The organism is Bradyrhizobium sp. AUGA SZCCT0177 (assembly GCF_018130125.1).
Lineage (GTDB): Bacteria > Pseudomonadota > Alphaproteobacteria > Rhizobiales > Xanthobacteraceae > Bradyrhizobium.
On record NZ_JAFCMA010000014.1, the window covers coordinates 14,059 to 28,698 of the forward strand.

Annotated in this window: 12 protein-coding genes; 9 read left to right on the forward strand and 3 right to left on the reverse strand. The window is 61.9% G+C overall.

What is annotated here, in order from left to right; all coding sequences use genetic code 11:
* The first annotated feature begins 66 nt into the window (after positions 1-66).
* The 5 genes from JQ597_RS17645 (at position 67) to JQ597_RS17665 (ending at position 4,880) form a co-directional block, all read left to right on the forward strand.
* On the forward strand, positions 67-864 hold the full coding sequence (locus JQ597_RS17645; protein WP_212265524.1) for an enoyl-CoA hydratase/isomerase family protein: 798 nt from the start codon (positions 67-69) through the stop codon (positions 862-864).
* 317 nt (positions 865-1,181) lie between these two features.
* The gene (locus JQ597_RS17650; protein ID WP_212265525.1) at positions 1,182-1,676 is read left to right on the forward strand and encodes a copper chaperone PCu(A)C; all 495 of its coding nucleotides are present in this window, start codon (positions 1,182-1,184) and stop codon (positions 1,674-1,676) included.
* Between the two features lie 185 nt (positions 1,677-1,861).
* Positions 1,862-3,622 (forward strand): PQQ-dependent dehydrogenase, methanol/ethanol family, encoded by a 1,761-nt coding sequence (locus JQ597_RS17655; protein ID WP_212265526.1) that lies wholly within the window; start codon positions 1,862-1,864, stop codon positions 3,620-3,622.
* A 92-nt stretch (positions 3,623-3,714) separates the two neighbouring features.
* Positions 3,715-4,233, forward strand: a complete 519-nt coding sequence (locus JQ597_RS17660) for a c-type cytochrome (RefSeq protein ID WP_212265664.1) — start codon at positions 3,715-3,717, stop codon at positions 4,231-4,233.
* On the forward strand, positions 4,233-4,880 hold the full coding sequence (locus JQ597_RS17665; RefSeq protein WP_249147958.1) for a hypothetical protein: 648 nt from the start codon (positions 4,233-4,235) through the stop codon (positions 4,878-4,880). The genes JQ597_RS17660 and JQ597_RS17665 overlap by 1 nt, the downstream gene beginning before the upstream one ends.
* Positions 4,881-5,252: 372 nt before the next feature.
* Here JQ597_RS17665 and JQ597_RS17670 read toward each other — a convergent pair whose 3' ends face one another.
* On the reverse strand, positions 5,253-6,113 hold the full coding sequence (locus JQ597_RS17670) for a L,D-transpeptidase (RefSeq protein WP_212265527.1): 861 nt from the start codon (positions 6,111-6,113) through the stop codon (positions 5,253-5,255).
* Positions 6,114-6,996: 883 nt separating this feature from the next.
* Between JQ597_RS17670 and JQ597_RS37675 the strand changes: the two genes are divergently transcribed.
* Positions 6,997-7,422, forward strand: a complete 426-nt coding sequence (locus JQ597_RS37675; RefSeq protein WP_249147960.1) for a hypothetical protein — start codon at positions 6,997-6,999, stop codon at positions 7,420-7,422.
* A 607-nt stretch (positions 7,423-8,029) separates the two neighbouring features.
* Positions 8,030-8,458, forward strand: a complete 429-nt coding sequence (locus JQ597_RS17685) for a universal stress protein (protein ID WP_212265530.1) — start codon at positions 8,030-8,032, stop codon at positions 8,456-8,458.
* Between the two features lie 1,267 nt (positions 8,459-9,725).
* Here JQ597_RS17685 and JQ597_RS17690 read toward each other — a convergent pair.
* Positions 9,726-12,602, reverse strand: coding sequence for an EAL domain-containing protein (locus JQ597_RS17690; protein WP_192736891.1), 2,877 nt, complete (start codon positions 12,600-12,602; stop codon positions 9,726-9,728).
* A gap of 120 nt (positions 12,603-12,722) precedes the next feature.
* Positions 12,723-13,721 carry an NAD(P)H-quinone oxidoreductase gene (locus tag JQ597_RS17695; protein WP_212265531.1) on the reverse strand — a complete coding sequence of 333 codons (999 nt, stop codon included), beginning with the start codon at positions 13,719-13,721 and terminating at the stop codon, positions 12,723-12,725.
* Positions 13,722-13,826: 105 nt separating this feature from the next.
* Between JQ597_RS17695 and JQ597_RS17700 the strand changes: the two genes are divergently transcribed.
* On the forward strand, positions 13,827-14,018 hold the full coding sequence (locus JQ597_RS17700) for a DUF1192 domain-containing protein (protein WP_192736889.1): 192 nt from the start codon (positions 13,827-13,829) through the stop codon (positions 14,016-14,018).
* Positions 14,019-14,030: 12 nt separating this feature from the next.
* Positions 14,031-14,348: a hypothetical protein gene (locus tag JQ597_RS17705; RefSeq protein ID WP_212265532.1), complete on the forward strand. Its 318-nt coding sequence runs from the start codon at positions 14,031-14,033 to the stop codon at positions 14,346-14,348.
* Positions 14,349-14,640: the final 292 nt, after the last annotated feature.

The window sequence follows — 14,640 nt, forward strand, 5'->3', positions numbered from 1 at the left end:
GCTCAGTCGGCATTCCTGGCCCACAACGCCCGGCGCTTGTTCAAGCTTGCCTGAGAGGATCGCCCGATGCCCTGGACCATCGAACGCCAGCACCCGCATGTCGCTGTGGTGACCATGAACACCAACAAGGTCAACGCACAAAATCCGGCTTTCTTCGCCGATCTCCATGCAGCATTCGACCGTCTCGAAACCGAGTTCGGCGATTGCGCTGTGGTCCTGACCGGATCGGGTGCGGTTTTCACCGCCGGCCTCGACTTTGACCATCACTTTCCGTTATTCGCGCGCCGCTCGCTCAAGGAGATCGACGCCTGGTTCGACGCTTACCGGGCTACGAACCTGCGTCTGTTCACCTACCCACGGCCAACGGTGGCGGCAATCAACGGTCACGCCTACGCTGGTGGGTTGATTACTGCGCTTGATTGTGATCACCGCATAGCGGGCGAAGGTCCACTGCAATTCTCATTGAACGAGGTGCCAATCGGCATCCCGATGCCAGCCGTCTACTGCGAGATCATCAAACACGCCGTCGGTCCGCGCGCGGCATTCGAGTTGACGCTGTTCGGTCAAATCCATGATCTTGCGGCCGCGACTCGATTGGGCATTGTTCAGCAGACGGTCGCACCGGATCAGGTGCGGGATGCAGCCATCGCCTGGGCGGCGCTGGTGCCACCGGACTGCTATACTGCCTATGCCTTCTCGAAGCGCGCGCTTCAGGCGACCACCATGGCAGCAATCGACAATGCCGCTCGCCTTGATCGGGATTGGCTGTCGCGCGGCATGTCCGATCTCGGAAGCATCAGTGCTCACGCGCGACGCTACAAGGAACTGAAGGGCAAGGATATCACCTGGCCCTTGCCTGCCTAAGGGTGGCGACCACGACCGCGTAGGCCGCGTCAGCGCAGCGAGTCCGGCGGGCAAAGCTCAACGAGTGAAGCGGCTCGGGTATGGCAGGGACGTCAGTGATGGATCGCCACGGTGTACTGTATGCCACGGCGCTCGGCTCGCTGCCTCAAGCCGCTCTGACATCAACACCGGCGCGCGGCATACCCGGGGAGAGCGGGTTGCTGGAATCATTTTCCACACGCGGCCCTATCGCCGCCCCAATTTGGGAAGAAGTGGAATACCCAAGGGCGTAATCTAAGAGCCAAGAAACAAGAAAAGATCGTGGGAGGATGGCGCCGATGAATCGGACAGCCTGTTCCTTTAGGCATCCTTTGCCTGCAAGTCCCCGCTGGCCGCTGCTGGCGCTTGGACTTGCCGCCGGGCTTGGGCTGAAACTTGCGCTGACGCCCGGCTTCGCCGCTGCCGGTGATGCGCTGCAGGTGACCAACGCTTGGGTGTCCGCGTCCGACGAGATTGGCATCAATCTCCCGCTGCTGATGACGATCAAAAACGATGCGGCCGAAGCCGACGCCCTGCTGCGCGTCCGTTGTCCGTTTGCGAATTTCTCCGAGAAGCACACCGTCGATCGCGGCGAGGGCGCGCCCGCGAAGCGCGAGATCAAGTCGATCCCGATTCCGCAAGGCAAGACGATCGAACTCAAGCCGGACGGCTATCACGTCATGCTGCTGCAGACGCGGCAGAAGCTCGTCGCCGGCGAGGCCTTCACATGCGCCATCGTATTCCAGAAGGCCGGCACCAAAGAAACGGAGGTGCACATTTCGCGAACGCCCTGATCGCGACAGCAGACTGGTGAAGCTCTGAACAGGGCCCGTCGGCGGGACGCCCGGACAAGCCGGACGTTTAATCCGACAAGAACTGCCAACAAGAACTGCCAACAACAATGCCAACATGAACTGCCAACAACAACCCGCCAACAAGGAAGGCATTAATCATGGAGCGATCTTCAGGTCACACGAAAATGTCAACGCGAGCCTGTTTGCTTGCCGTTGCATTGGCAGCCGCAAGCGCTGCGGGCGTACTGCCTGCCTCCGCCGCGGACGAGGTTAATCAGGAACGGCTGCTCAACGTCGACAAGGAAGCCGGCAACTGGCTTCATCATCATCAGAATTATGCGGGTCACCGGTTCTCCACGCTGAAGGAGATCAACCGCGATACCGTGAAGAACCTGAAGGTCGCCTGGACGATGCACCTTGGCGGCATCGAGCCCGGCGGCATCTGGAGCCATGGCGGCCTGGAAGGCACGCCCATTGCCGAGAACGGCTTTCTCTACGTCACCGATGGATGGGGCTCGGTCTACAAGATCGATGCGCATGGCGGGCGCGGCGCGCTGGTCTGGAAGATGGATCCCAAGACCGACCGTGACTGGGCGGGTGCCGTCGCCTGTTGCGGCGTCGATAATCGCGGCGTCGCATTGTGGGGCGATCTCGTGATTTCCCACACGCTGGACGGCCGGCTGATCGCAACCAAGAAGGACTCCGGCCAGGTCGCCTGGCAGCGCTCCGTGGCCGATCCGGACAAGGGCGAGGTCATCACCGGCGCACCGCTGATCGTCAAGAACATGGCGATCACAGGCGTGGCCGGCGCGGAATACGGTATCCGCGGCTGGATCGCCGCCACCGATCTTTCGACCCAGAAGGAAGTCTGGCGCACCTATACGATCCCCGGCAAGGGCGAGCCCGGCAGCGAGACCTGGAAGGACAACAACAACGCGATGGCCGCCGGCGGCGGCTCGACCTGGGTGACCGGCACCTATGATCCCGCGACCGACACCATCATCTGGGGCGTCGGCAATCCCGGGCCGGACTGGGATAACGCGTACCGGCCGGGCGACAACCTCTACACCGACAGTTCGCTGGCGCTTGACGCCAATACCGGCAAGATCAAGTGGCACTATCAGCACACGCCAAACGACCCTTACGACTATGACAGCGTGGCGGAAAACGTGCTGGTGGACATCCCCGGGCCGAGCGGTACGCGCAAGCTCGCGCTCGAAGCGGACCGCAACGGTTTCGCCTATGCGATCGATCGCACGAATGGAAAATTCGTTTGGGGCCTGCCGTTCGTCAAGAAGGTCACATGGACCAAGGGGCTCGACCCGGAGAGCGGCAAGCCGATCGAGTACGATCCGAACAAGGCCGTGCAGACCTATGTCGCGTCGGTGACGCCAAGCCGCACCAATATGGAAACCGACATCTGCCCCGGCAACATGGGCGGCAAGAACTGGCCGCCGACGGCCTACAATCCGGACCTCAAGCTCTGGTACATCCCGGTGATCGAGAGCTGCAACCGCATCAAGGTTGAGGTGATGACGCCGGACAAGCTGAAGCCGCGGGAGTTCTGGACCGGCGGTGGCCCGAGCCAGCCCTTCAGGATCACCGGCAGCGTCACGGCGATCGACGTCACCACCGGCAAGATCGCCGGCAAACTGGAAACGCCGTTCCCGAATCTCGGCGGCATGCTGGCGACATCAGATCTCGTCTTCACCGGCCAGCCATCCGGCGAGGTGATGGCGCTTGATGCCAAGTCGTTGCAGAAGCTCTGGGAGTTCAACACCGGCGGCGGCGTCAATGCACCGCCGATGACCTTCTCGGTCGACGGCAAACAATATCTCGCCATCCTGGTCGGCCTCGGCGGCGCCTGGGACAAGTGGTTCATCGATTCGACGCCCGAGCTGAAGAAGATACAGCCGGGATCGATGCTCTACGTCTTCGCGCTCTGACATTCCCGAAGGAGGGCCCGCCAGCGGCGGGCCCTCCCGCTTCCCCGACAAGAGACGCCATAATGATGTCAAACAAACTCCCGGCGGCGGGCATGCTGCTCGTGAGCGTCGTCGCGCTGAATTTTTCTGCCTATGGTCAGTCGGCGCAGGTTTCAGATCCGACCAGCGCCGGCAAGGCGGTGTTCGGCCGCGCCAACTGCATGGGCTGCCACAAATGGCACGGCAATGGCGGCGGCGGTTACGGCGGCGATGCGTTGTCGCTGCGCAAGACCGAGCTGACGCGCGAACAGATCATCGAAACCGTCGGCTGCGGACGGCCGGGCACGGGGATGCCGTTCTTCGTGCGCGGCGCCTACGATGAGGTGAAATGCTTTGACATGAACCGCCAGGACGCGGGGGCACAGATGCCGCCCGAGGGCGGAACGTTTCTGCGGCCAAAGGATATCGAAGCCGTCGCCGATTACGTGATCGCCCACATCAAGGGAGCGGGCGAGCCCACCTACGCCGAATGCGTCGCCTTCTTCTCAAGCTCGTCGCGGGTCTGCGACGTCTACAAGGCCGAGGCGCCGAAGCCGGATCATGCCACCGCCAACACGGGGAAGAGCCAATGATGAGCAGATTGACGCTATCGGGTGTTGTTGCTGCGGGCCTGCTTGTCTGGCAGGCGGTCGCATTGGCGCACTCTCCGGCACGGACGGAAGAATTCGGCGGCAACGACCTGCGTGACATCAGGCTCGGAATGGCCGCGAGCGATCTGAATGAAACCGGCTATGTCGAATTTGCGTGCGCGGATGATCCGAAGCGAACGCTGGCCGGCTGGAAGAACTGGCACGACTGTCCTGCCGACGCGAAGGCCATGCGGGCGATTCGGTTTGGCTACGATCCGTTCACCAGCCGCGACGGCACGATGGTGGCGGGCCATCCGGCGATCCTGACCCTGCTGATCGACGACACCGGCCATGTCGCCGGCCTGCAGATCGAGACCGACCCGAAGGCGCGTCTCTATATCCGGAAGAAGGCGTTCCTGCTCGGGATCCAGGCCAAGTCGCGCTACGGCCCGGAGGGGTGGAATTGCAGCGAAGGTCAGCCCGATGCCGGAGACCAGCCGGTGGGCGGCGTCTACCTGAAGGAGCGCTGCACCAAGACGGTCAGCGGCCGTTCGCTCACCGTCGAACGCAATCTGTTCCGCAGGCCCGATCAGGACATCAAGAACTTCGTCGACGAAACCCGGATCAGCATCTTGCGCGCGAGGGAATAGGGAGCAAACCTCGGTCGCTTCGCGGCGCGAGATCGCGAACGCATATTCGGTGTCATCGTCCGCCCGAGTGCGCAATTGCGCACGGGGGCGGACGATCCAGTATTCCAGAGGCGTCAGTGATAGAATCGAAAGGCCGCGGCGTACTGGATGCCCGCCTTCGCGGGCATGACAGCGGTAATGCCGCTCAGCTCGCCCGTTGCCAGCCGCTCGTCCGTCAACAGGCGCATCACCGTATCCGGAGGCGTTGGCTGATGTCCGCTCTGGTGCCCATGACGAACTCGACCGGGAAATTGCGCGAGGTGCGAAAAGTGCCCCAGAAGCTGACTCAAAAGCGGCGACCCGAATGTTGCAGACCGAGGGCGGAGGACTGAGTTACTGGACCTCGGCGATCTTCGGTCCAGATGACAGCATCTGCGCGTTGGTTGCCGGGGGCCGGTTCGACGGCAATACCGGGTCCGGCGATCGGAAAGCGGCGTCGGGCGGCGCTCCCTGGGATGGTCGACGGGCAGCGGTTGCCGGAAGCACGATCACTTTCGTTCCCACTTTCACCCGCTCATAGAGGTCCACGACGTCCTCATTGGTCAGCCGGATACAGCCGGACGAAACCCGCTTCCCGATCGTATCGGGCTTGTTGGTACCGTGAATTCTATATTCAGTCTCGCCTAGATACATCGCCCGCGCGCCGAGCGGGTTGCCGGGACCGCCTGCCATGAATCGCGGCAGATAAGGCTGACGCACAAGCATGTCTGCAGGCGGACGCCAATCCGGCCATTCTGTCTTACGGGCCACCGCCTGTTCACCGGACCACGTGAAACCTTCGCGGCCAACACCGATTCCGTAGCGCATCGCTTGCGCGTCGTTCAGAACGAAATAAAGGAATGTGTTTTTGGTATCGATGATCACGGTGCCCGGCGTCTGGTGGCTGGCGTAGTCAACCACCTGCCGAACAAATGCTCCGGGAACGTCAGCGGCTTTTGGTGTTTCGAATTGAGGCGGCGGAGCCGAAATCGGAGCCGGAGCTGACGCTGGTGCATGAACTGGAGCTGACACGTAAACCGGAGTTGACGACGCCATGGCTTGGTGCGCGGACGGCTTTCGTATCGGTTGCACGCTCGTCGGGCGAGACAGCAAACTGTACCCCAATGCGGCGACCGCCACGGCGCCAATTGCAACTCTCCCGACCATTGGTAGTGCGAATGTCTCCGCCTTTCCACGTTTGGCCCGCTTACTCATATCTTTCCCCAGGTCACTATGCCCGGAAGAGGTACCCAGCAAAATTTAAGAAACTTCCAAGCGATTTCGCCCAGACTGGAACCGTTAGCGGTGGTTAACGCCGAACTCTTGTTCGGCAACATAAAAATTAGGCCGAGCGGACACGCTCCTCTCTTTCGTTAACGGCGGCTTTGGGTCAATCGCGTCACCCTGGCAGCGCGCCGCGAACTTCCGCTTTCCCCCGATCAGCGGACATCGCCGATTCGCGGCGCTAGGTCCGAAAAGTGTGCCACAACCGGACATTACAACCGCGGTCGTCGAAGACTGGTTTTGCCAGATCATCCGGCGTTGCGACGGTATCATCGGGGGTGACAAGACCGGCGGTGGCTGCGCATTCATTTCGGAAGGCATTCCACATTGTAGGCAATGATAATCTGCGCCGGGTCAGCTTTGCCTATGGTCTTCAAGTCTTCTAGGCCACCTCGCAACTTGACTCCGGCGTCCCTTAAACTTGCGTCCAGCGCGGACTTAGCCGCCCTGCAGCGTTCTTCGTTCGAGAACTCCTGAAACACTACGGTCGGAAGGAGCCTCCATTCCGCCCTGTCGTTGGTGGCGGCCGGGCTGACTGAGTAGGAGAAGACGTACATCAGGACCCACATTGGCATGCTCGCTGTGGTACGGGGATGTGCCGGAGCGGCCGTGGACTTCCTACCGACTTCGGCCTTTTTCCTTGATTGTGGGATCGAGACCAAGGCTCCAAGGCACGGCGCGCCAGGGCGAGTTGTTCAGGTCGCGATTTCAGTGAGCGTCCGGGTTCTCGGGTAGACGTTGATCTAGGTCAACGTCGCCCGTAGGAGGCGCAGCAGTCTCCTCCCTCACGAACTCCAAGGTCGGGAGGAGCACGATGCTCAGATACATTCTCGCCGGTCTAGCGGCATTTGTTCTGCTCACTGCAACTCTCATCCCCGATGATGCGTATGCGCGCCGCGGCGGAGGCGGCGGCTTCCGTGGCGGTGCAGGCGGTTTTCATGGCGGTGGAGGCGGTTTTCATGGCGGCGCTGGAAGGATTCATGGCGGAGGCTATCGCCATGCGGGAGGTGTTCGACCCTCACATCCGATAGCAGGTCGCCCGATAGCCGGTCGCCCCGGCCGTCCGATAGCAGGCCGCCCCGGTTATGGTGGCGGCTACTATCGACCGGGTTGGGGCTACGGTGCTGCCGCAGTGGGCGCAGCCGCTGCGTATGGTGCCTATGGCTACTACGGCAACAACTACGGCTGCTATTACGACAATTACGGTCAGTATATCTGTCCGCAGCAGTACCAGTATTAAGCGGCCGAAGTTCAGGATGGCGGTTTGTCGCCGCCGTCCCACTTACGCTTAGGCGGAGCTAACTCGTCAGCGGCCGTCGTCGATTTGTAGGATGACCAGAACGCCCACCGCGCGGCGGCTTCTGCGATCTCGGACGGCGAACTGATTTGCAGCTTCTTCAACAGGCGCTTCCGCTGTTCGCCGACCTGGTCGTCTCTCCCGCCGATCTGATGGGCAATGGCGTGATCAGGGTAGCCTCGGGCTAGACGCCGCAAGAGGCGCTTCTCACGCTGGCTTAGTATGGGGCAGTCCATCAGATGAGGACCGCGATTGCGGTTAACACGATGGGCATCAGCCCCAACACGACCCAGCCCAACCGTCGACCGATGGCATGTGCAGTTTGCGCCAACGGCTGGAGACCCGCGGCTTGTGGGGCACGCGCTTCTTGACAACTGGGAAAGCGAGACGGGTCTTTCCCAGCTCGAAAAGTCGCCGCTGAGGGACAGCGGACATCCGGGTCGCGACACGATGGGCCGATGGATTGATTTAACTCAAGACTGTATCCGAAACGCGGGCCCAGCTTACATTCGGAAGGCAGCGATACGTCCAGACCAGCAGGAGGTGAAGCATGTATCGGCATATTCTCATTCCGACAGATGGGTCGGAGCTAGCGGAGCATGGGGTGACGCATGGGTTGGCGCTGGCGAAATCCCTTGGAGCCAGGGTGTCTGTAATCTTCGTTGTTGAACCTTTTTCAGAAATGACAGGGCGGTACCTTGAAGCAATCGAAAGATATGCTGAGCTGCGCAAGGAACAGGCCACGAGCGTATTGGATCGCGCGGCAAAGGCGGCCAAGGAGGCTGGTGTTTCCTGCGAGACGGTTCAAGTGGAGAACGGGTACCCCCATCAAGCCATCAACGCAGCAGCCGAGGGCAAGGGCTGCGATCTCATTGTTATGTCATCGCATGGGCGCAGCGGACTTTCCATGCTTCTAATCGGCAGTGTGACAAACAAGGTGCTGACGCTCGCGAAAACTCCCGTACTGGTTTGTCAGTGAATGTGCAGATCGCTCGATGGGTCAAATAAACGCCCGGTCGATGGAGATAATGTCCGGTTGGGGTCATTTGCGGACAGCAGTGTTTGTGACCGTGAGGTCTGCCTTACGCCGCCGATCGGACATCGTTTGCTTTGCGCACCGCGGAACAAGCTCGAGAAGGCAGTCAGGAAGCTGCCGACCGGAGTTCGCTAGGTGAGCATCAAAGCCATAAGGCCTGAGCACAGCAGGACGATACCTGCAGCGGTCACAGCAAGAAACGCGTATGAGGCAAATTCGTCGCGCATAGTGCACCTGTGAAACAGTCATGCCGTCGAACTTTGGAAGAACGGCTGATGCACAGGTTACCGGGAAATCGTGTTGGGCAGATTTCGAGCTGGCGACAAAATGACTTCAGGACAGTTTCGTGGATCGTTACCGATGAAGTCTAACGACGCAAGCGCGATCAGGAGTGGATGGCGTCGTTTTTTCGACATGGGGGCGCCGCGCACGCTGGCTGGCAGAAGATGCCTCACGTCGGCCGCCGACCCGGCGTCATGCAATCTGAACGGGGGTGCGACAAATCAACCCGACGGGCAAATCAGTTCGGATTTACGGAAATCATGTCAAGCCCGGAAATAAAAAATATTTCTGTTTACCAGAAGGCAAATCAGGTGCATGTTCCCGCCATCCCGTCCTACTCAGAAGGGCGTCGGCCGTCGTCACGGACGTTGGACGGGTTGCGGTGGACGCTGGTTTGCGCTGAGACGACGGCGCGGACTAAGCGTACGGCAAAACCGTGTGGTCCTGGCGCCCGTTGCAGGCGTCAAGCTGTCGGGTAGGCGAGAGCTGAACGGCGGCGACGGAGTCAACCAAGAACTCGTCTCCGGGGAGAGCACGGCATAAGCCGTAAAGCCATTGCGCAGGGAAGGCCGGGTGTTCTCCGCTGCCCTGTATGCTCGTGTGCAGCCTACTTAGTGCTAACCGCACACGGGACCGCGGGTGCAGCGCGCACCCGGTCTTCCCTGCGCCCTCTATTTCGGGGGCAAGGAATTTCTGGCAAAGCTCGGGCGCATCGCGTCGCGAGATCGGGAAAGTGTGTTCAGTACAGTGCAACAACAAGAACCGCCGTCGTCCCGGCCTTGAGCCGGGACCCATACGCCGCGGCCCATCGGTTGGAGCGCTGGCGTTAGAGACCTTCTGCAAACAATAACTGCCGCAGCGTATGGGTCCCCCGATGCGCAATTGCGCATCTGAGTTCGCCGGGACGACGGAGAGAGTTGTGCGAAAACTAGCTCGCCGCTTCGAGCCGCTCTTCGGTCAGCAGCCGCATCGCTGCATCCGCGTCCATCGGTTCGCCAAAGGCAAAACCTTGCGCGTATTCGCAGCCCAATTGATAGAGCTCGACTGCGTCCGAATCGGTCTCGGCGCCCTCGGCGACCACGTCCATGCCGAGGTCGTGGGCGAGCGCGATGATCGATTTCAGGATCACCGGGCGGGTGCCGCGGCTGGTGGTGCGCACGAACGACTGGTCGATCTTGATGGTGTCGAACGGAAACCGCTGCAGATAGGCCAGCGAGGAATGGCCGGTGCCGAAATCGTCGAGCGACAATCCAGTGCCGAGCTCGCGGATCCGCGTCAGCATCTGCGCCGCGTGCTCCGGATTCTCCATGACCAGCGACTCGGTCAGTTCGAGCTTCAGCGTGCCGCGCGCCACCGAGGAGCGCGACAGCACGGTTCTGATATCGTGGATCAGGTCGTGGCGCAGCAACTGCCGCGAGGAAACGTTGACGCTGGCGAAGATCGGCTCGCGCGAGCGCATCGCGCGCTGCCACACCGCGAGCTGCTTGGCAGTCTGGTCCATCACGAACATGCCGAGATCGACGATCAGGCCGATCTCCTCGGCAATCGAAATGAATTCCGACGGGGACATCCGCCCGAGTTTGGGGTGATCCCAGCGGGCGAGGGCCTCGAAGCCGGCGATCGAGCGATCCTCCAGCCGCACGATCGGCTGGTAGAGGATCGTGATTTCCTGCCGCTCGATGGCGCGGCGCAATTCGCTTTCCAGCGTCAGCCGGTCGGTCTTGCGGGCGCGCATTGCCGGCTTGTAGACGTCGATGCGGTCGCCGCCGATGCGCTTGGAATGATACATCGCAAGCTCGGCATCCTTGATGATCTCGTCGGACAGCTGCGTCTGCGGATCGCTCAATGCGAGGCCGATCGAAGCGGTCAGGAAGATCTCGCGGTCGTTGAAGGCGATCGGGGCGCGGATGGTCTTGCGGATGGTTTCGGCAAACGCGGTGATGCGCGCCGAATCCTGTTCCGACATCAGGATCAGGCCGAACTGGTCGCCGGCGAGCCGCGCCAGCGTGTCCTGGGGTTTAAGGATCCGGGTCAGCCGCCGCGCCAGCGTCAGCAGGATGGAGTCGCCGACCGCAATGCCGACGGAATCATTGACCTGCTTGAAGCGGTCGAGGTCGATCACCATCAGCGTCGGCCGCAGGTTCGGCATGGTCTTGGCGAAATTCGCCACCGCGCCGAGGCGGTCGATGAACAATTTGCGGTTCGGCAGGCCGGTGAGGTTGTCGTGCACGCTGTCATGCAGCATGCGCTCCTCGGCGTTCTTCTGCTCGGTGACGTCGGTCAGGGTGCCGACAACTCGGGAAACTTCGCCGTCGGAGCCGACCACCGGGCGTGCCTTGAGCGCGAACCACATGAAGTGGCCGTCCGGGGTACGAAGGCGGAAATCCTGCACCAGCCGGCCGCGGCGCTGGTCGAGCACGCTGTCGAGGGCTGCGCGGAAACGGTCCTGGTCGAGCGGATGCAGCACCTCGAGCCATTTGGCGGCCGGGCCTTCCAGCGTGCCGCGTTTGAGGCCGAGCAGGCTTTCGGTCTCCGGGCTGGTGAACACCTTGTCGGCGGAGACGTCCCAGTCCCAGATCAGGTCGCCGGAACCGGTCAGCGCCAGCGCGCGGCGCTCGACGTCGGAGACCACGCCGGTGGTGGCGCCGCCGCCCGCGAAGGCGTGCTGCATGACCGTAAATCCGATCAGCATCACGATCAGCACGAGGCCGCCGAGCAGCGCCGGGCCGACGATGTCGTTGGTGACGTTTCCGGCCACCGCCATGCCGGCCGCGACCACCCAGACGACCAGCAGGAACCAGGTCGGGATCAACAGCACCGCGCGGTCGAAGCCGTGCGTGGAGAGATAGACGATGAGGGCAAAACCGGCGAAGGCGATCATGACCAGCGACATCCGCGCGATGCCGGAAGCCACCGCGGGATCGAACAGCGCCAGCGCCACCAAGGATCCGAGGAAGGTCAGCCAGCCGACGGTGATGTGGGAATAGCGCACATGCCAGCGGCTGAGATTGAGATAGGCGAACAGGAACACCAGCAGCGTCGCCGCCAGAATGGCTTCACCCGCCGCGCGCCAGACGCGCTCGGCGTTGTTCTGCATGTCCAGAACCTTGCCCCAGAAGCCGAAATCGACGCCGATATAGACCAGCACCGCCCAGGCCAGCGCGGCGGCGGCCGGGAACATGATGCTGCCCTTGACCACGAACAGAATGGTGAGCACGAGGGCCAGAAGACCGGAGATCCCGATCACGATGCCCTGGTAGAGCGTGAACGAGTTGACCTTGTCCTTGTAGGCGTCCGGTTCCCACAGATAGAGCTGCGGCAGCTTGTCGGTGCGCAGTTCCGCGACGAAGGTGACGACGGCGCCGGGATCGAGCGTGATGCGGAAGATGTCCGCGGTGGCGCTTTCCTGGCGCTCGGGCCGGTCGCCGGTCGAGGGCGTGATGGTGGCAATGCGCGACAATCCGAGATCGGGCCACAGCAGTCCCGACGACACGATGCGGTAGTGCGGGGCAACGATCAGGCGGTCGAGCTGGTCGTCGGTGTTGTTGGCGAGCGCGAACACCACCCAGTTCTGGCCGCCTTCACGGGCGCGCACCTCGATGCGGCGGACGATGCCGTCGGTGCCGGGCGCGGTCGAAACCTGGATGCGGTCGGCATCGCTGCGCTGATGGTCGAGCACTGCGGTGAGGTCGATGGCAGGCGCGTCGCTGCGGACGCTGACGGCGTCGATGGCGTGCGCCGGAAGCGCATACGCAACAATCATGAGGCCCAGCGCGAGCCGCGCAAGGCACCTGATCAGACGCAATTTCAGTACTCCGCGATCAACGATGTTCCCGGGCCAGCGAACAGCCCAAACGTTGCCGCGATAAATGACATGAAAGCGAAGGAAATCAAAGGGTTTCCGCCTTCGCTTCGGTCCGGAGCGTTAAACCTCCAACACAATTTTGCCAATATGTGCGCTGGTCTCCATCCGCCGGTGCGCATCAGCCGCCTTTTCCAGCGGGAATGCGCTGTCCATCAGCGGCTTTACCCGCCCTTCGCGCATCAAGGGCATCACTTTGGCCTCGATCGCCGCGACCATCGCCGCCTTATCCGCATTAGTACGGGGGCGAAGGGTGGAACCGGTGTGGGTCAACCGCTTCACCATCACCTTGGCGATATTCACGGTAACCTTTGGCCCATTCAGCGTTGCGATCTGCACGATACGGCCATCGACCGCGGCGGCATCATAGTTGCGATCGACGTAGTCGCCGGCCACCATGTCGAGAATGACGTTGGCGCCCGCGCCATCGGTCGCGGTCTTGACCTCGGCGACGAAGTCCTCGGTCTTGTAGTTGATGGCGCGGTCGGCGCCGAGCTTCAGGCACGCATCGACCTTGTCCTGGCCGCCGACGGTGACGATCACCTTGGAACCAAAGGCCTTGGCGAGCTGGATCGCCATGGTGCCGATGCCGGACGAGCCGCCATGGATCAGCAGCGTTTCGCCGGGCTTCAGCGCGCCGCGCTCGAACACATTGTGCCAGACCGTCATCAGCGTCTCGGGAATCGCACCGGCTTCCTGCATCGAAAGAACAGGCGGCACACTCATCGCCTGCGCGTCCTGCGCGATGCAATATTGTGCGTAGCCGCCACCGGCCACCAGCGACATCACCTTGTCGCCGAGCTTGTGCTTGCTCGCACCGGCGCCGAGCGCGACCACTTCGCCCGCAATTTCGAGGCCTGGCAGGTCGCTGGCGCCGGGCGGCGGCGGGTAGGCGCCGGATCGCTGCGCAACATCGGGACGGTTGACGCCGGCGGCGGCGACCTTGACCAGGATTTCGCCGGGGCCGGGAACGGGAACGCTGCGGGTTTCCGGCAACAGCACTTCGGGGCCGCCGGGCTTGCTGATGCCGACGACGGTCATTTGCGCGGGCAGCTTTTCCATGATTTGTCCTTGCGAAATACGGGAATTTTGAAGGCGGCCCTTGATTAGCCAGCCGTCATGCGGCTGGCAACCGCCTCAAGGGATCGCCAAGCACGGAGGAAACGCATGGCCATCGAGGATGACGACAAGCCGAGGAAGAAAATCACCCACGAGATCGGGCAGGACCTGTCGCTGCTGTCGGTCGAGGAATTGACCGAGCGCATCGCGCTGATGAATTCCGAGATCGAACGGCTGCAGGCGGCGATGGCCAAGAAGCGCGCGTCCAAGGATGCGGCGAACAGTTTTTTCAAGTCGTAGTCGAGGGCCGGGATGGGAATGCGCGGAAGGCGTCTTGTTGGCGCGGTCGTCCTGGGCATGGTCGTTATGGGTATTGTGTTTGCCGGACTGAGTGCCCCGGCCGATGCGCGGACGCCGGCGAGCTGCGTTGGGATCGACATGACCTCGGGCGAATGCAAGGCGCAGCGCTGCAAGAAGCCGTTCGCGAAAAATCTCGCCGCGTGCGCCGAATTGCCATCCAACAAATCGTGTCCGGTCCTCGCCCGGCAGCAAAAGCGCCAGTGCGACCGAAGCTGCGACCAGACCTATATGAAGCGGTTCCCGCCGGGGTTTACCTGCGATGAACAATAAGTGGCCAATGGCCTAATTCGGGCAGCGTCTCGCGTTGAATGGTGCAAGGAATGCTGCAAGTCCCAAACTGGGCCAATGGCCGACATGGCAAACAAAGCCTGAAGAAAATCGCTCGTTTACGATCAATTAAGCTTTCTGGTTTATGACTGGCGTCGTCCTCGTTTGGACACCGAGTGGCTCCTGTCCACTCTGTTTGACGCCTCCCTGTTATCAACTTCAAAAGCCGCCGGAAACGGCGGCTCTTTTTTGTCTCCGCAGGCTGGAAACCATATTTCCGGTTGCGGCTGGACTC

What these genes read in the sequence shown, in the direction of transcription:
- JQ597_RS17645 (WP_212265524.1), top strand. Translation starts at nt 67, where the DNA reads ATGCCCTGGACCATCGAACGCCAGCACCCGCATGTCGCTGTGGTGACC.
- JQ597_RS17700 (WP_192736889.1), top strand. Translation starts at nt 13,827, where the DNA reads ATGGCCATCGAGGATGACGACAAGCCGAGGAAGAAAATCACCCACGAG.
- JQ597_RS37675 (WP_249147960.1), top strand. Translation starts at nt 6,997, where the DNA reads ATGCTCAGATACATTCTCGCCGGTCTAGCGGCATTTGTTCTGCTCACT.
- JQ597_RS17670 (WP_212265527.1), bottom strand. Translation starts at nt 6,113, where the DNA reads ATGAGTAAGCGGGCCAAACGTGGAAAGGCGGAGACATTCGCACTACCA.
- JQ597_RS17685 (WP_212265530.1), top strand. Translation starts at nt 8,030, where the DNA reads ATGTATCGGCATATTCTCATTCCGACAGATGGGTCGGAGCTAGCGGAG.
- JQ597_RS17665 (WP_249147958.1), top strand. Translation starts at nt 4,233, where the DNA reads ATGAGCAGATTGACGCTATCGGGTGTTGTTGCTGCGGGCCTGCTTGTC.
- JQ597_RS17705 (WP_212265532.1), top strand. Translation starts at nt 14,031, where the DNA reads ATGGGAATGCGCGGAAGGCGTCTTGTTGGCGCGGTCGTCCTGGGCATG.
- JQ597_RS17655 (WP_212265526.1), top strand. Translation starts at nt 1,862, where the DNA reads ATGTCAACGCGAGCCTGTTTGCTTGCCGTTGCATTGGCAGCCGCAAGC.
- JQ597_RS17695 (WP_212265531.1), bottom strand. Translation starts at nt 13,721, where the DNA reads ATGGAAAAGCTGCCCGCGCAAATGACCGTCGTCGGCATCAGCAAGCCC.
- JQ597_RS17650 (WP_212265525.1), top strand. Translation starts at nt 1,182, where the DNA reads ATGAATCGGACAGCCTGTTCCTTTAGGCATCCTTTGCCTGCAAGTCCC.
- JQ597_RS17660 (WP_212265664.1), top strand. Translation starts at nt 3,715, where the DNA reads ATGCTGCTCGTGAGCGTCGTCGCGCTGAATTTTTCTGCCTATGGTCAG.